The organism is Chloracidobacterium sp. N (assembly GCF_018304765.1).
Lineage (GTDB): Bacteria > Acidobacteriota > Blastocatellia > Chloracidobacteriales > Chloracidobacteriaceae > Chloracidobacterium > Chloracidobacterium aggregatum.
Map to the genome: position 1 here is coordinate 655,971 of NZ_CP072643.1, position 21,914 is coordinate 677,884.

At 63.2% G+C, this 21,914-nt stretch carries 11 protein-coding genes; 6 read left to right on the plus strand and 5 right to left on the minus strand.

Features of this window, described 5'->3' with window-relative positions; translation table 11 throughout:
- Window positions 1–63: 63 nt before the first annotated feature.
- Window positions 64–3,081, plus strand: coding sequence for a protein kinase domain-containing protein (locus tag J8C05_RS13825; RefSeq protein WP_281503774.1), 3,018 nt, complete (start codon window positions 64–66; stop codon window positions 3,079–3,081).
- Here J8C05_RS13825 and J8C05_RS13830 read toward each other — a convergent pair.
- A complete protein-coding gene (locus J8C05_RS13830) occupies window positions 3,078–6,413 on the minus strand; it encodes a TonB-dependent receptor (protein ID WP_211423341.1) in 3,336 nt (1,111 codons plus the stop codon). The two genes, J8C05_RS13825 and J8C05_RS13830, sit on opposite strands and share 4 nt — an antisense overlap.
- Before the next feature lie 201 nt (window positions 6,414–6,614).
- On the opposite strand from J8C05_RS13830, the gene J8C05_RS13835 reads away from it, so the two are divergent.
- The 4 genes from J8C05_RS13835 to J8C05_RS13850 all read left to right on the plus strand — a co-directional run bounded on the left by J8C05_RS13835 (window position 6,615) and on the right by J8C05_RS13850 (window position 11,175).
- Window positions 6,615–7,856, plus strand: coding sequence for an FAD/NAD(P)-binding protein (locus tag J8C05_RS13835; protein WP_211423342.1), 1,242 nt, complete (start codon window positions 6,615–6,617; stop codon window positions 7,854–7,856).
- A gap of 140 nt (window positions 7,857–7,996) precedes the next feature.
- Window positions 7,997–9,064 carry a DNA methyltransferase gene (locus tag J8C05_RS13840; RefSeq protein WP_211423343.1) on the plus strand — a complete coding sequence of 356 codons (1,068 nt, stop codon included), beginning with the start codon at window positions 7,997–7,999 and terminating at the stop codon, window positions 9,062–9,064.
- The gene (locus J8C05_RS13845; RefSeq protein ID WP_246840770.1) at window positions 9,061–9,987 is read left to right on the plus strand and encodes a hypothetical protein; all 927 of its coding nucleotides are present in this window, start codon (window positions 9,061–9,063) and stop codon (window positions 9,985–9,987) included. The genes J8C05_RS13840 and J8C05_RS13845 overlap by 4 nt, the downstream gene beginning before the upstream one ends.
- A gap of 240 nt (window positions 9,988–10,227) precedes the next feature.
- A complete protein-coding gene (locus tag J8C05_RS13850; RefSeq protein ID WP_211423344.1) occupies window positions 10,228–11,175 on the plus strand; it encodes a cobalamin-binding protein in 948 nt (315 codons plus the stop codon).
- A 37-nt stretch (window positions 11,176–11,212) separates the two neighbouring features.
- Here the strand turns inward: J8C05_RS13850 and J8C05_RS13855 are convergent, their stop codons facing one another.
- Both J8C05_RS13855 and J8C05_RS13860 read right to left on the minus strand, forming a co-directional pair.
- Entirely contained in the window at window positions 11,213–12,820 is a 1,608-nt protein-coding gene (locus J8C05_RS13855; protein WP_211423345.1) for a hypothetical protein, read from the minus strand.
- Window positions 12,821–13,080: 260 nt separating this feature from the next.
- Entirely contained in the window at window positions 13,081–17,775 is a 4,695-nt protein-coding gene (locus J8C05_RS13860; RefSeq protein ID WP_211423346.1) for an LAGLIDADG family homing endonuclease, read from the minus strand.
- A gap of 575 nt (window positions 17,776–18,350) precedes the next feature.
- Between J8C05_RS13860 and chlG the strand changes: the two genes are divergently transcribed.
- Window positions 18,351–19,310, plus strand: coding sequence for a chlorophyll synthase ChlG (chlG, locus tag J8C05_RS13865; RefSeq protein WP_211423347.1), 960 nt, complete (start codon window positions 18,351–18,353; stop codon window positions 19,308–19,310).
- A gap of 6 nt (window positions 19,311–19,316) precedes the next feature.
- On the opposite strand, the gene J8C05_RS13870 is transcribed toward chlG, so the two are convergent.
- Window positions 19,317–20,882 carry a CYTH and CHAD domain-containing protein gene (locus J8C05_RS13870; RefSeq protein ID WP_211423348.1) on the minus strand — a complete coding sequence of 522 codons (1,566 nt, stop codon included), beginning with the start codon at window positions 20,880–20,882 and terminating at the stop codon, window positions 19,317–19,319.
- 10 nt (window positions 20,883–20,892) lie between these two features.
- Window positions 20,893–21,894 (minus strand): fatty acid desaturase family protein, encoded by a 1,002-nt coding sequence (locus J8C05_RS13875; protein ID WP_211423349.1) that lies wholly within the window; start codon window positions 21,892–21,894, stop codon window positions 20,893–20,895.
- Window positions 21,895–21,914: the final 20 nt, after the last annotated feature.

Here is a 21,914-nt window from a genome sequence, read left to right on the forward strand (position 1 = left end):
ACACTATCGCGTACTATACGGCAAGCTAGAGTCCGGCTCCCGGACCGTCACCGGCCGGACAGCCTGGCGAGTGACCAGACACGCGCCCTGGCCGAGGACCACCAGGGCCGGCTCTGGGTGGGCACGTGGGGGGACGGACTCAGCCGCCTGGACGATGAACGGGAGGGCGGATACTTCACTCACTTCCGACACCATCCACGCCAGGCGGACACGCTGGGACACGACTTCATCTGGCAGATGATGCGCGACCAGGCGGGAACGCTGTGGGTCGGAACCGACTTCGGGGGACTGAATCAGGTCGTCGAGCAGCGCTTCATCGTTCACGATGCCAACCCGGACCGCCCCGATCACCTCACCGATAGCCTCGTCTGGTCACTGGTGGAAGACCCGGCTGGCAACCTCTGGGTGGGCACCAACCAGGGGCTGAACCGGCTGGACGCACGCGAGCGCGTGACACGCTACCCGGCCGGCGCCCAGGCCGGCCAACTCCGCCATGGCATCGTAGGCGCGCTGCTCGCCACACAGGAGGGCACGCTCTGGGTCGGCACGGAACGGGGTGGACTCCATCGCCTCGCCGCGCCGTACCGTCGCTTCACCCGTCTGCGTCATCAGCCCGACCAGCCAACCAGCCTGAGTGATGACTGGGTTCACGCCCTCTGTGAAACACGCGACGGGACACTGTGGGTCGGGACGCAGCGCGGTCTCGACCGCATTGATCCGCACACTCAAACCGTTCTGGAGCGGCTCCCACCGCATCCCGACGAACCCCGGCTGGATGCCATCTGGGCTATTCAGGAAGACCCCTCCGGCGCGCTCTGGCTGGGCACCGAACAGGGCCTCCGCCGGTGGCACCCCGTCACCCACCAGGAAAACCGCTATCAGCACGATCCCAGCCGCGCCGACAGCCTGACCCACGACTGGGTGCTGACCCTGCACCTCGACCGCCAGGGAAGACTCTGGGCCGGCACGCCCGGCGGACTCAACCGTTTCCAGCCTGACCATGGAAACTTCGTCCGCTACACCACGGCTGACGGACTCCCCAACAATGTCATCAACGCCATCCTGGAAGACGATGCCGGGCACCTCTGGCTGGGCACCAACCAGGGCCTCTGCCGGTTTGATCCCCAGACCGGAGCCTGCCGTACGTTCGACACCCGGGACGGACTGCCGGCCAACGAAATCAGCACTGCCGCCCGGTGGCGCGACGCCGCCGGCTGGCTGCACTTTGGCACGACCGCCGGTTTTTTCTCATTTCATCCCTCCCAGGTCGTGGACAACACCTTTCTCCCCCCGGTCGCCATCACCAGCTTTCGGATTTTTGACCGCCCCATCACCAGCTTCGCCGCGACCCAGCGCCTGACGCTGACCCACCGTGAGAACTTCTTTGCCTTTGAGTTTGCCGCCCTGAATTTCATCACACCGGAGAAAAACCGGTACGCCTACCGGCTGGAAGGCTTTGACCGGGACTGGGTGGACTGTGGAACCCGGCGCTACGCCGGTTATACGAATCTCGACCCCGGAGACTACGTCTTCCACGTTCGCGCTGCGAACAACGACGGCAAGTGGAACGAGCAGGGACTGCGCGTCCACCTGCGGGTGCTGCCGCCCCCCTGGCGGACGGGCTGGGCCTATGCCCTTTATGCCCTCGCCGGACTGGGGCTGGTGACAGGACTGTACCGGGCGCGGGTGCGCCGCTGGCGTACCCAGGCGGCCTGGCGTGAAACGCAGCTCCAGATGCAGGCCGCAGAAGCCGCCGCCCAGGCGGCCCAGTCCGCCCGGGAGGCCGCCGATGCCCGCGCCCGGGCCGCGGAAGCCCAGGCGCAGGCCACCGAGGTTGAGGCGCGGGCCGCCCGCCAACTGGCCGCGCGCAACCGTGAACTGGAAGCCCGCAACGCGGAACTCATTGCCTCCCAGCGTCGGGCCGACCGCATGTTTTCCGCCCTGGCGGACGCCCTTCCCGGAACGACCCTCGATGACAAATACCGGCTCGATGAGAAAATTGGCGCCGGCGGTTTTGGCGCCGTCTTCCGGGGAACGCACCTTGGGCTGGGTCACGCCATCGCCGTCAAGGTCTTCAAGCCTGTCGCCGGAAACGACAGTGCCGAGGCGCTGGAACGCTTCCACCGCGAAGGCGTCGCCATTTCACGCCTTGACCACCCCAACATCGTGCGCGTCCTGGACTCCGGGCTGTCCCACGACGGCATTGCCTATCTCGTCATGGAGCTGCTGACGGGACGCCCGCTCAGCCACGAACTGCCCGGACGCCTGAGCCTGCTGCGGACCATCAGGCTGCTGATTCCCGTTTGTCGCGCCCTGGCTGAAGCCCACCGGCACGGCATCATCCACCGCGACATCAAGCCGGATAATGTCTTCCTGCACCGGACATCGCGGGGTGAAATGGTCAAGGTGGTGGATTTTGGCATTGCCAAGCTGGTCGGGGCCGAGGCCGGGGACGCTCACCTGACGGCCTCCGGCACGATTATCGGCACCCCCACCTACATGGCGCCGGAGCGGGTCGCCGGAAAGCCCCACGACGGAAAAGCGGATGTCTATAGCGTGGGCGTGATGGCATATGAAATGCTGGCCGGCCGGCTTCCCTTCCCGGCTACGGAAAGCAACCCGTTTGCCGTGCTGCTGGCACACCTGAATGACGCGCCGCCACCCCTCGACCAGCTCGCGCCGCACCTCCCGGCAGACCTCACCCGCCTTGTTGCGCAGACACTCTCCAAGGACCCTGCCGAGCGCCCCTCGGCCGCTGACCTGGCCACGGCACTGACCGAACTTGCCCGGGGACTCCCCCCGGCCCGGCTCACGACGGCGGAACCTTACCGGCGCCAGGAGACACCCACCCGGAGCGGCGAACCGGCAACGCGGCTGCTCGCCGCCGACACGGGCGACCACGGGGCGGCCACCTGCCAGGACGTGACGGTGTCCCAGAGTCCGCTCATCACCCGTCCGGGCGCCGCGCCGGAGTCCACTCCGACCCTGATGGCCGATGAACCGGCGGAACAGGGACGCCAGCCACCACAGGACGGGCGTCCCCACCACGCCCCAGCCACGGACCTGCCCCCCCCAGCCTAAAACAGCAGGCGCAACGAGAACTGAATCGAGCGCGGGCTGCCAAACTGGAAAAGCTGGTTGAAACCGTTGGACGGACTCGTCTGCCGGGTGGCCGTTGCGCCAACGCCCGCCAGCGCCCGCCCCAGCATACTCGACGCCTCTCCGTTGCCCACCAGGGTGCCGTTGGGCAGGCGCGTCGGGCTGGGCGGCGTGAAGTTCGCCTGGTTGAAGGCATTGAAGAAATCCGTCGCAAACTGCAACCGCAGGCGCTCGCCGAAGTTGAACGTACGGCGAACGGAAAGGTCCCACTGCGTCGCAGCCAGCCAGCGCAGGCTGTTGCGGCCCAGTGTCCCCTGCCGGTTGCGGGCCGGCTCGGCAAAGGCCGCCGGGTTCAGCCGCCGGCCACCCGGCGCATTCCGGTCGCTGATAAACACCGGCTGCCCCGGAACGCGGTCAACGCGGCGTGTCGTCCCGATGTTGAAGACATCAAAGGACTGGGAAATGACGTTGAGCGGCGCCCCGGAACGCGCCCGGAAAATGCCGTTGATGGACCACCCCCCGATGAGCGCCTTCACGAAGGGCTGCTGCGTCAGGGTCGGCAGGTCATAGGTTGCAGCCGCCGTAAAGGTGTGCCGGATGTCAAAACTTGACGGGCCGCGCTCCAGGCGCTGGTTGAAACCCTCCAGCGGAATACCCTGAAAGACCTCATCCGACACGTCATCAATGGACTTGGACCAGGTGTACGAAGCCAGCGCCTGAAGACCCCGTGACAACCGCCGCCGGTATTGCATCTGCAGGGCGTTGTAGTTTGATGCCGTCGCATTGCGGGTGACACTAACCGGTGAGCCGGCGGCTGGCGAAGCCGAAGGCGCCGGGCCAAACACGGCCGGGTTGATGACAATCACCGGACGGTCCAACCCGAAGTTCTGCCGGGCAAAGGCTTCGTTGTAGTTCCGCAGTTGTTCGGCGCGCAACAGCCGCCGCGCCGCCGCGCCGACATACGAAATGGTGATGGCATTGTGGCGCCCGATGGCGCGTTCGAGCGTCACGTTCCAGTGGTGCGTATAGGGCAGGCGCAGGTTTCGGTCAAAGACGAAAAAGCTGGCGTTGATAGGCAGGTTGTTGGGATCAAGAAACGGCGGCGGCTGAAGGTCGGCTTCGTTGGCCGGAAAGCGGAGTTGGGCCGGGTTCGTAATCGTCCTGAAGGTATTGTAGGGAAAGCTGTTGAACCCACGCAGCGCCGTGCCGGTTCCGAGGTCGTAAAATATCCCGTAACCGCCGCGCAGAATCCAGCCGCCGAAGACCTGCTCCAGCGCCGAACCGGAACGTTCGGCAAACTGGTAGGCCACGCCCAGCCGGGGGGCAAAATCCGTGTAGCGCGTCCGCCACTGGCGCGCGCCGGCCGGAGCCAGCCTGGCCGTGAGCGGGTTTTCCAGCCCGTCAATGGAGAAGGGCAAACGCTCGCCGGCCAGCGGCGGATTGAGGTCATGACGCAACCCGAAAGTGAGCGTCAGACGCGGCCGGATGCGCCACGTATCCTGCACGAACGATGAAAAGTTGTGGATGCGGAAACCCGTGACCGGCGCAAACGCCTGAATGGAAATCGAGGTCGGGACGCCTGTGGCCCGGCTCGCCACAGTACCAAAGACATAGCTGATGGAAAGCGACCGCGTATCCTGAATGGGGCGCAGCAGCCGATAGTCCGCGCCGACCTTGATTTCGTGGTTGCCGACAATGTAGGTCACACTGCCCACCAGGTTGAACTGGCGCTGAAGCTGCCCCAGCGTGCGTCCCTGCGTGAGGTTGGCCGCCGAAACACCTGACACACCGGGAATGGTCTGGAGGCTTACGGCCGTTGTGGCGCGGGGCGCAAAAGACGGAAAGACGAGCGAATCCGGCGGCAGCACCGCGCCGTCGCGCTCGACGCCCCGAAAGTCGAAGTTGCCGCGTGAACGCCCGAAGTTGAGCCGCACATCCAGCACCAGATTGGGACGGATGGCCCAGGTCAGGCCGCCGGTCAGACTGCGGTTGTTGCGCTCGAAGGCGTTTTCCTGGCTCGGAAACGACCGGAAGCGGCTCCCGGAAGGCGAGTTCAGGAAGGTGAAAAACAGGTTGGCTGACTGCCCGAACTTCTGGTCGAAGCGCAGGTTGACCGTGTCAATTTCCGATGGATCGGAAATTCCGGTGATGTAGCGCGCCGCATCGGCCGGGTCGCCAGGTTCTGCCGGCGCATTCGGACGTGGAAAAGCATTGAGCACGGACCGGAACGGCTCCGGCGCGGACTGGCGGGCCGCCAGCGACGGCACGCGGGCCGCAAACACCGTCCCCGGCACAAGCAGCCGCAGCCCTTCGTACGTAGCAAAGAAAAATGACCGGTTGCGTCCGTCATACAGCCCCGGAATCCGAATAGGGCCGCCAAAGGTCCCGCCAAACTGATTCAACCGCAGTGGCAACCGTGGGAGTCCGTTGCGGTTGTTGAACCAGTCGTTGGCATCGAGCTTTTCATTGCGGAAGTAATGAAACAGCGAGCCGGTGAAATCATTGCTACCGCTGCGGGTTGAGATGGAAATCTGTCCGCCCGGCGTCCGGCCGTATTCAGCGGCAAAGCTGGAGGTCTGGACGCGGAATTCCTGCATGGCGTCGGCCGGGACGAGGCTGCTGGTGCTTCCCAGAATCGTCAGCGCCGGCTGCGTCCCGGCGCCCTGCTGGAAGGACTGCGCGGTGACGGCCGCCCCGAAATTGGCGCTGACGCCATCCACCATGAAGTAGTTGGCGTTGGTACGCTGTCCGTTGATGCTGAACTGCCCGGTCGAAAAAATGCTTGGCGTCGCCAGCACGACCCCCGGCGTCAGCTCGATGAGTGCCTGAAAACTGCGTCCGTTGAGCGGCAGGTTTTCGACGAACTTGCGTTCAATCACCGTACCGACGGCGCCCGACTCGCGGTTGACCAGATCGCTGTCACTTTCGACCGTGATGGTTTCGCTGATCGCCCCGGCCACGAGCGTGAAGTCCTTGGCGACGATGGCCTCGACGTTGACGACCACCCGCGTTTCCACGGCCGTCTGAAAACCGTCGCGTTTGACTTCCAGCCGGTAGTCGCCGGGCAGCAGTTCGGCAATGACGTAGCGCCCGGAGGCGTTGGTTATGGCCGTACGGGTGAAGTTGGTCGCCAGATTCGTGGCGGAGACTTCCGCGCCACTGATGAACGCGCCGCCGCTGTCCCGCACAACGCCGGTGATGGTGCCCGTCGGCCCGGCCAGTACGGTCAGGCTCCACAGGAAGCTGCACAGCCAGATCACGCCGGCCACGGCCCAGGGGCGCGGCCCAAACCAGACACGTACGCTTTCACGCATAGGAAAAGCCCTCGGAGAAGACAGACATATTTTCAAGACAATTCCTGTTTACTTGAATCAGCGTCCCGTTGTCCACCCGGTGCCGTGGGCCACGTCCAGTCAAAAACACTTTACCGTAGCCAACTTGCGAACCTGACTCGCCTGAAGTAAATAGTATTTTTACGAATCAGATCATCTTCAAAAGCAGGCTGGACAGAAACCATGCTGGACTGGTTGGTGATAGGTGGGGGGATTCACGGCGCCCATGCCGCGCTGGTTCTGACGGCCCGGGCCGGAGTGGCGGCAGACCGGTTGCGCATCCTCGATCCGCAGCCCACGCTGCTGGCGCGCTGGAATCAGTGCACAGGCAATGTTCAGATGCCGTTTCTGCGCTCTCCGCTGGTGCACCACCTTGGGCTGGGGGCGTTTGACCTCTTTGAGTTCTCACGCACTCCCGAAGGAAAACCGTTTGCCGCTTTTGCGCCGCCCTACGACCGCCCCGGTTATGCTCTTTTCCAGGCGCACTGCCGGCACTTGCTGGCGCAGCACCGCCTGACAGAGCTGCACCTTCAGGGCGGAGCCGTCGGCTTGCGGCGGCTGGGTGAACGTGGCTGGCAGGTCGAAACGCCAGACGGTGCTCTGGAAGCCCGCCGTGTCATTCTGGCGCTCGGTTTGAGTGACCGGCCGGCTTACCCTGACTGGGCGCGTCTCTGCCGGGCAGCCGGCGCACCGGTGCGTCATGTCTTCGACCGTGACGTTCATACAGCACAGTTACCGCTGTGGCGTCACGCCGTGGTGTTTGGTGGCGGGATTTCCGCGGCCCAACTGGCGTTGGCGCTGGCGGCCCGGCAACCGGGCACAGTGACGCTGCTGATGCCGCATCCGGTTCGGATTCACCAGTTCGACAGCGATCCAGGCTGGCTGGGGCCCAAGTACATGCGCGCCTTCGAGGCCGAAACTTCACTGGAACGGCGGCGGCAGATGATTCGTGAGGCGCGCCACCGGGGTTCGATGCCCAAGGATGTCTATCACGACCTGCGGCGCGCGGCAGAGCATGGCGAGCTTTGTCTTCGGGAAGCCAACGTCACAGGAGCGACGCCCCAAGGTGATGGGCGGCTGCTGTTGTCACTGATGACCGGCGACACCCTGGAGACCGACAACCTGCTGCTGGCAACCGGTTTTGAACCACAGCGCCCCGGCGGGCCGTGGCTTGATGAGGCAATTGCGGCCTACGGGCTTCCGGTCGCTCCATGTGGTTATCCCGTGGTTTCCAAAGCTCTGCGGTGGGCGCGTGGGCTGTACGTCATGGGGCCGCTGGCCGAACTCGAACTTGGGCCGACGGCGCGCAACATTGCCGGCGCACGCAAGGCGGCGGATCGTCTGGCGCACATTGTCGAGCGGGGGCAGGCCAACCGTTCGGTTGTGGGCGGGTTGCCAATGGTAGGGACGGTTGGCCAAAGGTAAGGGCGGTTGGACAACGGTGTGGGCGGTTGCCAACCGCCCCTCCTTCACCCCTGCCGTGGCGCGGTATAGACTTCAAATCCATAGGCCGAAAGGTTGTACGGCAGGATGCCCTGACAGCACGACGAGATGAGGACTCATCCATGACCACGAGCACGAGTACGACACAGGCTCATCTGTTCTCCCAGTGGAAAGGGCAAGAACGGGAGCCGGTGATTGGTGACGTGTACACTCGCGGACAGGTCTCAATCCACTTTGATCACGCAGAGAACCTTTACGCCACCTGGCCCACTCCGACATGCATCATTTCCGACGGACCCTATGGCGTGAGTGGATTTCCCGGCGACAACCATCGGGCTGAATCCCTTGCCGACTGGTACGAGCCGCACATCAAGGCATGGAGCCAATATGCCACGCCGCAGACAACCCTCTGGTTTTGGAATACCGAGGTGGGATGGGCCACCGTGCATCCCGTGCTCATCGCCAACGGATGGGAATACCGCTGCTGCAACATCTGGGACAAGGGACTCAGCCATGTCGCAGGTAACGCCAACACGCAGACGCTGCGCAAGTTTCCGGTGGTCACAGAAGTCTGCGTGCACTATGTCAGGACCGCCACTTTCAGAGTTGGCACGCAATTACTGACGATGCAGGAGTGGCTCCGCCACGAGTGGAAGCGGACAGGGTTGCCGTTTCGCGTGGCCAATGAAGCGTGTGGAGTTCTCAACGCAGCCACCCGAAAATACCTTACCGCCGATCACCTTTGGTACTACCCACCCCCCGACGCCTTCGTAAGACTTGCCCAGTACGCCAATGAGCATGGCGACCCGGCGGGCAGGCCTTATTTCAGCCTTGATGGAAAAACCCCCATATCCGGCGGTGAATGGGCCAAACTGCGGGCGAAGTTCAAATGTGATCTCGGAATCACCAATGTGTGGCGTGAACCACAGGTCAGCGGAGCGGAACGAATCCAGGGAACACGCAACGGGATGAGATACAAATTCAAAAGCCTTCACGGGAGCCAGAAGCCACTGAAGTTTATTGACCTGATCATCCAAGCCTCAACCGACCAGGGGGATGTCGTTTGGGAACCTTTCGGCGGCCTCTGTCCGGGTGCTGTGGTTTCGCATGGCCTTGGCCGCGCTTACTGTGCGGCCGAGATTATCCCGGAGTTTTATGCCGCAGCGGTGGAAAGGTTGGCTACGGCATGACAGAAGAAAACCGACCACCTGAGCCGACCAGAGAATCATTTTTGCCTGCACCCGGCGACGCCCATTACCAGCTTTACATGAATGTGCGCGAAGCCATTTCGTCCCTTCCAATCTACTTCCGCACCGAGACCCATATTTCGGGCATTCTGGCCACGGACCTTCACACACTCAACAGCGTGCTTGGTGCGACAATTGAGGAGCAGGTGGTCCGTACCCTGAATCTCATTCGGAACACCTGGGATCCAAACGGGAGTTACGCCCTCTACACCTTCGTCAGACAGGCCCAAACATTCCCCGACGTTCTCCTGCGCAAGACCTCCACAGGTGAAATTCTCCTTGGGATTGAACTGAAGGGGTGGTATCTGCTTGCGAAAGAGGCCGAACCGAGTCTCAGGTTTCAGGTTACCTCGGCCGCCTGCGCACAGCGGGACTTGATTGTTGTCGTTCCATGGGTTCTCGGAAACGTACTTAGCGGATCTCCGATTCTCTTTGAACCCTTCGTCGAATCGGCAAAGTACGCTGCCGAGTACCGCAACTACCACTGGCAACACATCAGGAAGACAAAGCAGGCTACCAGGATTGATATTCCCAAAGGGGCTAGTCCCTATCCACCGAAGACGGCTCAAATTCTCGACAAGCCCCACGCCGACGGCGGCGGCAACTTCGGACGTTTGGCGCGGACAGGACTGATGGACACCTACATGCAGAAGCTCAACAAAGTCCAACTATGTGGTATTGAGGTGGTCTATTGGCGGGAATTTCTGAAGACATTTCAGGAAAGCACAACGGAAACCAAAGCCCGTTCGGCTTTGGAGCAATTGAGGCAACGGGTGCAGCGCGCGAGCGACATCCCTTCACTGAAAGCACAGGCAGCACTCGCCATCGTGGCAGAACTTGAACGTCTGCTTGAAAGCAGCACATGACGGGGATGCTGTATAAACAGCCCGGTTCAGCCAAAACACTCCCCTCAGGAGCGGGATATTCTCTTACCAGTACAGCTTTGGACGACATTGTGGGCGAAATTGAGAAACAGAGAAAAACGCCGTAAGGGCGGGTTGCCACCTGTGGGGGCGGTTGGCCCAACCGCCCCTGCTTGGTGGACGCCCCAGCAGCGGTATAAACTCCGCGGCCGCCAGCCCAAAATGCTCTGGAGACCTGCTCCGATGACCGACCTCCGCATTGTTTCCCTGCTGCCAAGCGCCACAGAAATCATCTGCGCGCTTGGCCTCGAAGCGCAGCTCGTCGGCGTAACGCACGAGTGCGACTACCCGCCTTCTGTCCGGGACCTGCCCAAAGTCACCCACACGCTCATTCCGACCGACGCCACCAGCCAGGAAATAGACCACCTCGTACGCGAGCGGCTCCAGTCGGTACAGGCGCTTTACACCCTCAACCTGCCCGTCCTCGAAGCCTTGCAGCCGGACGTGATCGTGACGCAGGCGCTGTGTGATGTCTGCGCCGTCGCGGAAGAAGAAGTCAAAGCCGCCGCCTGCCGTCTGCCCGGCAGCCCACAGGTCATCAATCTCGAACCCCAAACCCTGGAGGAAGTCTTTGCCAGCCTGCATCAGGTGGCCGCCGCTACCGGGCGGCAGGCCGTTGCCGAGGAAGTCGTTGCCGGTTTGAAGGCACGTGTGGAAGCCGTTGTGCGCCGCAGCGCCACGGTTGACCGGCGTCCACGGGTGGCCCTGCTGGAATGGCTCCATCCGCCGTTTTCCTGCGGGCACTGGAGTCCGGAGCTGGTACATCTGGCTGGTGGCGAAGAAGTGCTGGGACGGGCCGGCGTACCCTCCCGGACGCTCACTTGGGAAGAAGTCGCTGCCGCCCGTCCCGAAGTCGTGTTCGTGGCCTGCTGCGGCTTTTCGGTTGAGCGTACGCTGGAAGACCTCGACCTGCTGGCAGCACATCCCGTCTGGTCATCCCTGCCGGCCGTCCGGCAGGGGCAGGTCTATGTCACCGACGGCTCGCATTACTTCAGCCGTCCGGGGCCGCGCCTGGTTGAAAGCCTGGAGATTCTGGCGCATGCGCTGCATCCGGCGCTGCACCCGCGGCCAGCCGTCGAGCCGGCTATTGCCCATCGCCCGAAGCATCAGGGCGCGGCCGTTGGTGTGTGACGGACGTTTTCCTGTAGGGGCAATTGACCAATCGCCCCTACGGTGTGGCGGGTGGGTTTTCGGTAACGTCTTTGGTTTCGGTCGAAAACTTCCGGTAATCGCTGTAGCGGTTCTCGACGCTGATGTTCAGGCCTGCCAACAGCAGGACCTTGATGCCGGCGTTGAAATCCTCGCGCAGCGGCAACCAGACGCCTTCCACATTGCGGGTCTGCTCAAAAACAAATGCCGCCCCCCGCTTGAGCGATGCCAGCAAGCCGCCGCCCACTTTGAAATCACTCGCAAAGCGTCCTTCAAGTCGCGTCACTTCCTCGTCTTCGGCGTCGAGCCAGACCGTGCCGACGAGCTTCTGGATGATTTTCTCGGCGTCATTGGTCGGCTTGTAGCCGGGGCGTGGACGAAAATCGCAGACGATGACCTCCCGCCCCCGGAGGTTTTCCCGGCGCGGATTGTAGAACTCACAGGCGCGCAGAAACTGCGAAATGGCAAGGCGTCGCCGTTGGGCTTCATCGTTCTCATCAGCCTTGCCGGACTGGCGCTTCTGCTGTCGTTCTTCGTTTTCCTCGATGAACTTCGTCACCCGGCGCTGTTCCTTTTCGGCTTCCGAAGGTGAAAGCGGTTTCCCATTGACCGCGACCAGCTTTCGGGCGCGCACACCACCGGTCAGGGGATAGACTTCATAGACCTTGACTTCGGTTTCCTTGACCCGTCCATCACCGTCCAGCCGCCGAATGGTCTCCGTCAGCGTGTAGGTGTACTGCGTCACGCGCTCATCCAGTGCCTTTTGGTTCTGCGCGATGCGCGTCAGCAGCGCCGGAACGTCCAGCGCCGGGTCGCCCGTGGGAATGTCGAAATGATTGGCCGCGAAGCTGGTGACCGGTATCGCTTCCTGCACCGTCAGGGTCAGGGCCGGCCCGCCGGATGCTTCGAGGGTCAGGGTGTAAGGTTCACGCCGGCCGTTGACCAGACGGTAGTCCGCAAACTGAAAGACCTGGCGCGCGGCGCCTTCCCCACTTTCCAGACGGACGAGCAGACCGGAATCGACGGCAAAGTAGCCGGTGGCTGTGGCCCGTTCGCGTGACGTGAAGACGACGCGGTAGCAGGGCTGCCCGGCGAATTCCACAACCGGCAGCGAACGCAGGGCAATCCCCTGCTGTTTGGCGTCGAGCATGTGGCCGGCCAGCATCCAGCCTTCGAGCAGACGCTGCCGGCCGATGTCATCCACGAGCGTCGAAGCTCCGTCGCGGGTGGTCTGTACCCAGGCTGAAGTACCGCTCGTGCCCAGGCACCGGCGGTCGTCCTCGAACGTGAGTTCCAGACGCAATTGGTTGGGGGCACGACGGTCGAGCGTAAAGCTGCCGGTTTCACTCGCCACCGTCTGCACGGTTCCGCGCAGCGTGGTGGCACCGGCTGCCCGCAGGGCTTTCTCGCCGCCCAAGGCCGCCCAGTACCGCGCCACGACTTTCGGCGCCGGCAGGGATTTGACCGAACGCAGGGCCGGGGCTGAAGTTTGGACCGAAGCCTGGGCCGGGGCTTGTGCCGGAGACTGGGCAGGGGCTATGACCAGTCCCAGCAGGAAGCTGCCGAATATCCACAGCCAACACTGATGACCAAAACCAAAGCGACGCAATGACAGGCAGGGCAACATAGGTTCTTTCTGCAGCAGGGTACGTCCGGGGGAGCAGTCACAGGGGGTATCCACGCGACGTACGCAGCGCCTGGGCCGGCCGGGCCACCGGAACCGTCCGTCGGGGAACAAGATTGTGCACCAGCCGGACGATTCCCATACGTTGGAAATCATGCCATTGAAGTACAGGTGGCTGTACGGCGTCTGTGCCCATCAGCCCGTCCGATGCCACGCACGATGGAGGCCAGCGTTTCCGAGATCAGCGTTTCCTGAGAAACGCCCTAGCACTCGCTATACCCACAGGCGTGACACTTGCGACACCCTTCCCCATTGAACAGCGCTGCATTCTGACATTCGGGACAAAGCTCGGCCGCCTCCAAAACCCCCGGCCCGGCGTCATGGTGCAGAAAGAAGTCTGATGCCTGTGAAGCGGCTTCGCCCGTGTGAGCCATATCCCCGTGGACAGTTTCGTCGTTGCTGTCACCAGTCCCGTTCCCACGGCCGTTCCTGACATAGTGCTCGAACAACACCTTACCGATGGCATCGGGGACGGAAAGGACGCGCGCCGGGCCAAAGCCGGCCGAACGCGAACCGCCAATGCCGCGAAGCTGCTCGGCAATGAGCTTCACCGGCACACCACAGCGCAGGGCCAGCGAAATCAACCGCCCGATGGCTTCGGTAAAGGCCGTCACATCACTCCCGGCCCGCCCGATGATGGCAAAGACTTCAAACGGTTTCCCGTCCAGCTCGGTGACGAACAACCGCAGCTTGCCAAGCGGCGTCATCACCGGAAACGAGTGGCTGGGCAAGCCTTCGGCCGGGACCGGTCGTGGTTTCAGCTCGGCCGGGGTTGGTTCAGCCGACGGGGGGCTGGTGCTTTTGCCGGTGGAACCGGTGGAGAGCACCTGGTTGGCCCGTGAACCGTCGCGATAGACGGTGATGCCCTTGCACCCCAGACGGAATGCCAGCTCGTAGGCTTCACGGACCTGATCGGCAGTCGCCTCGTGGGGGAAGTTGATCGTCTTCGAGATGGCACTGTCGGTGTATTCCTGGAAGGCCGCCTGCATGCGCACATGCCACTCCGGCGCGATGTCGTGGGCCGTAACCCACACCCGCTGTACCTCGGCCGGCACTTCCGGGTGATGGATGTGACCGGTATCGGCAATCCGTTCCATGAGTTCAGGGCTGTACCAGCCCTCCCGTCTCGCCTGGGCCACGAAATCCTGATTGATGTCAAGCATCCGGCTATCGGCCTGGTAGCGCCAGAAGGCAATGGCAAAGAGCGGCTCGATGCCCGACGAACAGCCGGCAATCATGCTGATAGTGCCCGTGGGGGCCACGGTGGTGACATTACAGTTGCGCAGCCGGCGTGGCGGACGAATCCGCGCGCCGTCCGGGCGGCGGGCGCAGGTGGCGTCGGGACCCCAGATGCTGTGCTCCCATTCGGGGAATGCGCCACGCTCGCGGGCCAACTGCTCGGAAGCCACCTTCCCTTCCTCGTCAATAAAGTGCATGACCTTCCGCGCCAACTCGATGGCTTCATCCGAGTTGTACGGAACACCCAACCGCACCAGCATGTCCGCCCAGCCCATTACCCCCAGCCCAATCCGCCGGATACGCTGGCTCAGGTGCGCAATCTGTTCCAGCGGGTAGTGATTGGCATCAATCACGTTATCGAGAAAACGTGTGCTTTCGTGAACCACCTCGCGCAGGTGATTCCAGTCAACGGTTCGTTCGGGCGTGACAAACTTGCCCAGATTGATCGAGCCAAGATTGCAGACATCGTAGGGCAGCAACGGCTGCTCTCCGCAGTTGTGCACATAAAGTCCATTGGCGTCGAAGGCGTTGACGCCCGGGATGGAGCAGTCGAAGACCTCAGCCTCACCAATGAGCGTCAACGACTCGACCTCGGCCACAAAGCACTCACGGTAGTGGCCGCGGGCAGAGCGAGCGGCGAGAGCGGAGCTGAGCGCCTGAGCCTTGGCCGGGTTGGTAAAACCTACCAGGGAAGCGAAGGTCAGCAGGTTGTCCTTCGAGATGCAGAGCTCGTGCTGAGCCTTCGTGGCATAGAGCTTCCCGCCGCCGCGGCCATCGGGCAGGACACGCTCGCCGGCCGGCCGGCGGTTGCGGTAGAGGCGGCTGGCAATGCCAAGGCGCAGCAGCATGCGCTGGACGCGCTCCAGAAGGGCGAGGTTCGACTGGGCAAGGCGAACCGACATGCCCTTCCCGCCACCGTCCAGTACAGTGCCATCGGCGTCGAACAGGCCACGGAGCAGACCGCGGTAGAACAGGCTGGAGGCGCGCTCGGTGCTGTCTGTGAGGCTCTTGTTCTCAGGCGTGATGCCGAAAGCAGCAGCAAGGGCGGCCAGCGCACTGGAGCGCACGCGGAATTCGTTGCGCTCCTCGATCGGCTGGATGCCAGGGGCGAGTGGTGAGTGGCGAGTGGCGAGTGGATAATAATTACTACTCGCTACTCGCCATTCGCTACTCGCTTCCTTCCTACTCGCTACTTGCCATTCGCTACCCGCTTCCCTACTAATGGCACCCAATGCCTGCTGGGCCATATACTCAGCGTCCTGCCCCCAGAAGGAGAGGACGGCCCGGTTCTCACTGAACGTTCCATCACCGACGAGGAGACCCAGAAGCCAGCCCTGCTCCAGCGTGCCGGCGCCCTCCCACTGGGTGAACTCACGATGATTGTGAAGCTTCACCAAGTCGCCCGGCTGAAGGCGCTGAACCTCGACCCACTCGGTCTGCTCACCGTTGCGCTCCACGGCGTTCACGCGCATCACACGGTGATTACCAGTCAGCCGGAGCGAGTAACCGCTGGAAGTCTTCAGTTCATAGATTGGCTTGAGTCCGTTGGACCAGAAGCCACGGGCGTCGCTGCCATACGCCATTCCGTCAACAATGGCTGTAAACGGCATGCCGACCAGTTCGGCGACCTGACGGGGGCCGTCGCTCGTCTGCACCCAGGCATCACGGGTGATGCACGGATTCGTGGCCTCGTACCCGCCCAGGGACGGCACCGGGTTGTACTCGTTGGCCCGGTCAATGAAAAACAGTCCCGGCTCGCCAGTGGCATGCGCGCACTGCACGATCAGGTCAAAGACCATCCGGGCGCGTAGGCGCATGAGTTGACCGGGCGGCACCAGTATCTCGCCGGTCAACGGATGTTTCAGTCCGTCGCGTGAAGCCATCTGTACGGCGCGGGTGCGCGGATTGATCAGTTCATAAGTTTCATCGCGCTCAACAGCGCGCATGAAGGCATCGGTGATAGCGACCGAGATGTTGAAGTTCGTGATTTTCGTCGTATCGCGCTTGCAGGTAATAAACTCAAGAATATCGGGGTGATCGCAGCGCAAAATGCCCATATTCGCACCACGGCGCGTCCCTCCCTGCTTAATCGCCTCGGTCGAGTGGTTATACACCTCCATAAAGCTGACCGGGCCGCTCGCTACGCCCATGGTGCTGCGCACCACGTCGTTGCGCGGGCGCAGCCGCGAAAAGCTGAAGCCAGTGCCCCCGCCGCTCTGATGAATCAGCGCCTGATGCTTGAGGGTGTCGTAAATGCTGTTGAGGGTATCTTCAATGGGGAGCACAAAGCAGTTATGCACCACCATCTGGTTGGCGACGTAGGTGTGATCCTCCTCGACCTCAAAGTTATAGACGATCGCCTCTTCATCAAGCGCGGCGACTTCAAGGACCCGATAGGCGCCGTCGCGGACCATCCCGGCGTTGTACGTTTCGCCATAGGCCAGCGACCAAGGCTGCACGGTGCCGAGTGCTGGCAGCGAATCTGCCCGTAGCGTCGGGTAGTAGCCCAGGCTGTAGGCCAAGGTGAAGAGCTGGCGGACCAGCACCTCATTGCAGAGGGTGATCCGGGTCTGATGGCTGTTGACCGGGGTGCCGTCGCCGTCGGCGACACCCTGGAGCAGCGCCTGGCGAAGATCGGGCGACAGGCTCATGGCCCAGGCGGGCAGCCGCTTCTGGTCGAAGCCGGCGCCGAAATGCTCGACGAGCCACTGCGCAAGCAGCTTGCTCTGGAGGCGCACGGTCGTCCAGCCATCGCCCCGCCGGCCTTGCGGCTGGGTGCCTTTCTGCACACGGGCGGGCAGGCCGAGTTTACCCTCAAGGATCGCGGCGAGGCGTGCGGCGTGCTCATCCTCATCCCAGGAGAGCGTGAAGCGGATATCGTACCCGGCCGAGATGGACCCTTCCGCGAGGTAGAGGCCCAGCATCCAGGCGAGAGCCGCATCAATTGTGACGCCGTCGCGGATCGGAGCGACCTGGCGCGAGATCGCATCACGCTGGGCGTAGCGGCGCTGTGAGCGTGGGCTGGTGCCCTCAAGCCGGGCATGGACCCAGCCATCCTCAACGTGGCCGTCAAAATGCATCGTGACGGTTGCGCTCCCGATCTCTGGGCAGCCGATCTTCACGAAGTGCTGTTTGGGCGCCAGATCCCTGACCTGCACCCAGCCATCGGTCGTGAGGAAGGGATGCTCGGCGGTGACATAAAGCGCCGGCAACTTATCAACCTTCACCCGGTAGAGGCAGCCGGTGCGGCGCATCGTCCCGGTGACGGGACGGTAGCGGCCGGCGTGGGTAAGCACAAGGGTGCCGACCTGCACCTCCTCGATGGGCTGCGGCCCAGCGATCGTCTCGATCATCGTACCGGCGGCGAAGCACGCGCTGAGCTGTCCCAAGGGTCGCCCGGCGTTCATCAGGGTCGGGCTGTTCGGCTCAAACCAGCCCTGCGCCATCAGTTCGTAAAAACGTTCGGCACGTTCTGCAACCTGCCCGGCCGATGCCCCATAGTGGGCGTCAATGGCCGCGATGGTCCCGGCCACCCGCCAGAACATGGCTTCGGGGGTCTCAATCACCTCGCCCTGCTCGTTTTTGAGCAGATAGCGTTTCATCAGGACCGTACGGGCGATGTCGGTGAGACTGGCGGGGGCAGGTTCCTGTTTCATCATGGATCGTAAAACTCCTCGGCTGGACAGAGGGACAAAGCGTGCCGGTATGCACGGCTGGAAAGCGAAAATCAGACAGAACCACTATATCTGGTAGTGACGCTGGTTGGTAGGGTACACATCTTGATTCTGCGCGCGGCCCTGCCAGTGCCGCCCAAGGGCGGGCATCGCCTGCTTGCCCGCAGCTTTTCGCCGAAAAAGTATTCACCGGGTGTCTGTGGCTACGGTGCGCAGATAGGCTTTCTCAGGCAGGCAGCCTACGGTGCCACATCCACGTGCGGACAGGTTGGGTCATCATGAACCGTCCCGTCAGACTTACCCGTTCCTGCCCAATCAGGAACGTGAAGGACACCACACGCCGGACACGGCCACCGGCAACACCCGCCGCCCGGTTGAGGCTTTAACCGGCCGCGCTGACTCACGCGCGCCGCGCTGACCAGATTTCTCCACGCCGGGTACATCCAGGGAACTATCAGGCAGCGTCCGAAGCAACCGGGCCAGCCACGCCGCCGGACACCAGCCATCGAGAAAATGGGTTTTGCATCCGCCGGGCGATTCCATAAGTTGGAAATAACGCCATGGAAGGGTTGAGGAAACGTCTGGCCGTGAAAGAAGGTATTGCACCATCATCGCTTCCGCTGTCACGGGCGACACCTCGCACCGCCAGTCCGGCGCGCCACAAGGTCTCGGCATGGGTCGAGTTGCTCAAGCCTGTCACCTGGATTCCCGTCATGTGCGCCTACGTCGCTGGCGCCCTGTGCAGCGCTGCGTTCACCGTGGCGAGCCTCGCCGACTGGCGGCTGTGGCTGGGACTGCTGATGAGCGGGCCGCTCATTTCCGGCACCTGCCAGGCCATGAACGACTACTTCGACCGCGACGTGGATGCCATCAACGAACCCTACCGGCCCATTCCTTCAGGCCGGATTGGGCTGCGCGAAGCCACACTGGGCATCAGCCTGCTGTGCGCCCTCACCCTTCTGACGGCCTACCTCATCCATCCGTGGATTGTGGCGCTGGCGATCATCGGCATCGTCAACGCTCACCTTTACAGCGCCAAACCCATCAAGCTGAAGCGCATTGTGTGGGTCGGCAATGCCACGGTTGCCGCTTCGTACATCCTGCTTCCCTGGATGTCGGGCGAGCTGGCCTTCAAGGGCCACATCAGTTGGACGGCCACTGCCGTCGCCGTCTGCTACGTCATTGCCAGCATCGGCAGCATGACGACCAATGATTTCAAGTCACTTGAAGGCGATGCGCGGATGGGCATCCACACCCTGCCCCAGGTCTTTGGGGTGGCGCGGGGAGCCTGGCTGGGCATTTTCGTGCTGGACGCCGGACAACTCGCCGCCGCCGGACTGCTGGCACTGCTGGGTGAATGGCTGTGGGCAGCGCTGGTGGGCGCTACGGTACTGCCGCAGATGTGGTTTCAGCGCACATTTCTGGCCGATCCCATCCACAAGGCCATCTGGTACAACGCCCACGCCCAGGGCTTTCTCGTGCTGGGGATGTTCCTTGCCGCCTGGGCCGTCCGCGCCTGACAGCCGTCAGCCTTCTGCGTGAACATCCGCCGGAAGGGGAGGTTTGCCTTTTTTCCAGTAGGGCGGGATGTCGTGGAACTCGCGCCAGAGCTGCTCCAGCCTGGCCAAACGGTAGGCCTGCTCACAGGCCAGAAAGCCCATGACCAGGCCCACGGCTTCCCGGCTGGCAGCCTCGCCGGCCGGAGCAAGCTCGGACAGCAGGCGCGCCGTCACGGCGGCGTCATTGAGTACGCCCAGCACGTCCTGCAGGTCGGCCAAGTGCCGGATGAAGCGCCGGGCCGCCTTGGGATGCCAGACGGCAAAAAATTCCGCGCTGTAGCGGAGTTTTTTGGCCGCAATCCGCATGGCATGGCGTTCAGTGGCATCCAGCTCGTGCAACCGCGCACCCAGGCGTACCAACTGGCGCCGCCGGCGGCGCAGGGCCGCCCGCGACCAGTCGGCCGTCGTGGCCGGCGAGACGGGCAGCAGCGCCAACTCGCGCTCAACCTTCAGCCACAACGGTACCAGACGCGGCGATGTCACCACTGCGCGCGCCCGGTCATTGGCCGCCCGGCGCTGCGCTTCGGCAGCTTCAAGCAGGACGGCCAGCCGTTCCGGTTGCGGAAGATGCGCCTGAATCCGGGGCAGGGTTTCCGTCACCAGCACGTCCCAGTCACGCGCTACGGACAGTTCGCCCATCAGCCACTTGAGTTCGCCAAGCCAGTCCGGCTTGGCATAGCCCATGAAGCGCAGCAGGCCGATGGCCGCCCGCATACGGCGCAGGGCAACCCGCATCTGGTGGATGAATTCGGGGTCGGGATCGGACGTGCTGAGCAGGCCCGGCAGATTGGCCTCAAACTGGCGCATGCAGCTCCGTACGATGTGTTGAAACGACACACTGGCCGGGGCATCGAGCAGCAGGAGCGGCGGGCTGGCCTTGACCGGCGTACAGGGCAATGCACCCACGAGCTGGTAGCCACGCTGCGCTTTGCTGCGCGGTTCGAGCTGGAACGGCAGGTCGGCGGCCAGGCGTTCGGCGATGTCGAACAACGGTGGCAGGTCGCCGCTCCTGAGTTCCAGTTCGACTTCGGCAACGGGGCAGACCCGTGTCCCGGCGCGTACTTCACCGCGATCCAGGGCGACTTCAATGAGAGCGCCCTCGTGGTTGAGTTGCCAGGTGTCGCGCCAGACTTCTGTCTCGAAACAGGGTGCAAGGCTGGCGGCAGCCTCCGGCGGGAGCAGCGACCGGGCTTCAGCAGGCAGCAGGTCCAACTTCAGGCGTTTGCCGGAAACCGGCATCTCCCACTCCGGGCGTTCGGCAAGCAGCCCACTGCTGCCAGCCCCCGCCTTCAGGGTTTGCAGCCAGCGGCGTCCGCTGCGGCGCAGGCGCAGGGCGATACCCTGGCGGAGCAGGGCAACATCCGGGGTGTCCACATACAGGGTGTAGAGTTTGGCGCGTGACCGCGCCGCCTGGCGCAGCAGGGGATGCCGTCTGAAGCGGGGCATCAGCCTGGGTGACAACGCCAGTTTGATTTCGATTTCGACCGGAGCGGCCGCCGTGGCGACCTCCGGTGCATTGACTGACCTACCCATAAGCACGGCTTCACGCCGTCGGCCGGGCAGCCGGCGCATAAAACTTCCGCCACGTAGCACGCAGTGACGACGACACTTCAGCGTCGGCCAGCGCGCCGGCTTCCCGCAATGCCGCATGACAGGCCGGCAGCCGGTAGTGCGGCACGCTGGGATACAGGTGATGTTCGATGTGATAGTGCATCTGGTGCGGGAAAAGCCACCAGCGGATGTACCACGGCACAAGGTTCGTGCGCGCCGCGCGCAACGGCGTTGAAGTGTCCGCTACCGCGCCATGTTCACAGAGCGCGCGCAGCCGCAACAGCCACTGAAGCAGCGTCACCAGCGGCAAAAGCCATAAAACGACATAACTCTGCCACCACCCACCAGCAACAGCCGCCACAAGCAGCGTCACATGGAAGACAATGACAAAACGCCGATCCCGACGGGCCGCCCGCCGCAGGTTCTCCGAAGTGTCATCCACTATGGACACATGTGCCGCCGGCTTTTCCGGCGCGGTGCGGCGCAGCGGCCGACCGAAAAAGTACAGGTAGTTTTTGACCGCCGTAATCCCCAGCAGGTCCCTGATGAACTTTTTGAGCAGGTGCCAGCGCCCACGGGGATACCCCGCCATCAGCGCCATGTCCGGGTCAATCGGGCTGTACAGGTGGTTGTGGTGAATCCGGTGAATGATGCGGTACGTGTGCATGGAAACCCCCAGCGGAGCAGCGCACAGCATGCCAACCGCATCGTTGAGCCATCGGGTTTCATACATCCGGTAGTGCGCCGCCTGGTGGGCCAGAATGGCCAGCCCGTGCTGCGCCGCCGCGATACCCAAGGGTGCCAGGCACCACAACAGCGGATGGTTGAGCCAGACCGTTGCGGTGACAAGACCGACGATGATACCCCAGTCAAGAAGCAGCGAAGACGTTGCCCGCAGCGGCGAGAGCGCCGAAAGCTGCTTGACCACGGCTGGCGCCAGCAGTGGCCGCCGGCCGGTCTGCCGGAACTCTTCACCCCGTTCTCCCACAACCATCGTCAACCCTGCACTCCACA

Coding starts and splice junctions, on each gene's coding strand:
- J8C05_RS13830 (WP_211423341.1), bottom strand. CDS start 6,413: ATGCGTGAAAGCGTACGTGTCTGGTTTGGGCCGCGCCCCTGGGCCGTG.
- J8C05_RS13835 (WP_211423342.1), top strand. CDS start 6,615: ATGCTGGACTGGTTGGTGATAGGTGGGGGGATTCACGGCGCCCATGCC.
- J8C05_RS13840 (WP_211423343.1), top strand. CDS start 7,997: ATGACCACGAGCACGAGTACGACACAGGCTCATCTGTTCTCCCAGTGG.
- J8C05_RS13845 (WP_246840770.1), top strand. CDS start 9,061: ATGACAGAAGAAAACCGACCACCTGAGCCGACCAGAGAATCATTTTTG.
- J8C05_RS13850 (WP_211423344.1), top strand. CDS start 10,228: ATGACCGACCTCCGCATTGTTTCCCTGCTGCCAAGCGCCACAGAAATC.
- J8C05_RS13855 (WP_211423345.1), bottom strand. CDS start 12,820: ATGTTGCCCTGCCTGTCATTGCGTCGCTTTGGTTTTGGTCATCAGTGT.
- J8C05_RS13860 (WP_211423346.1), bottom strand. CDS start 17,775: ATGATGAAACAGGAACCTGCCCCCGCCAGTCTCACCGACATCGCCCGT.
- chlG (WP_211423347.1), top strand. CDS start 18,351: ATGGAAGGGTTGAGGAAACGTCTGGCCGTGAAAGAAGGTATTGCACCA.
- J8C05_RS13870 (WP_211423348.1), bottom strand. CDS start 20,882: ATGGGTAGGTCAGTCAATGCACCGGAGGTCGCCACGGCGGCCGCTCCG.
- J8C05_RS13875 (WP_211423349.1), bottom strand. CDS start 21,894: ATGGTTGTGGGAGAACGGGGTGAAGAGTTCCGGCAGACCGGCCGGCGG.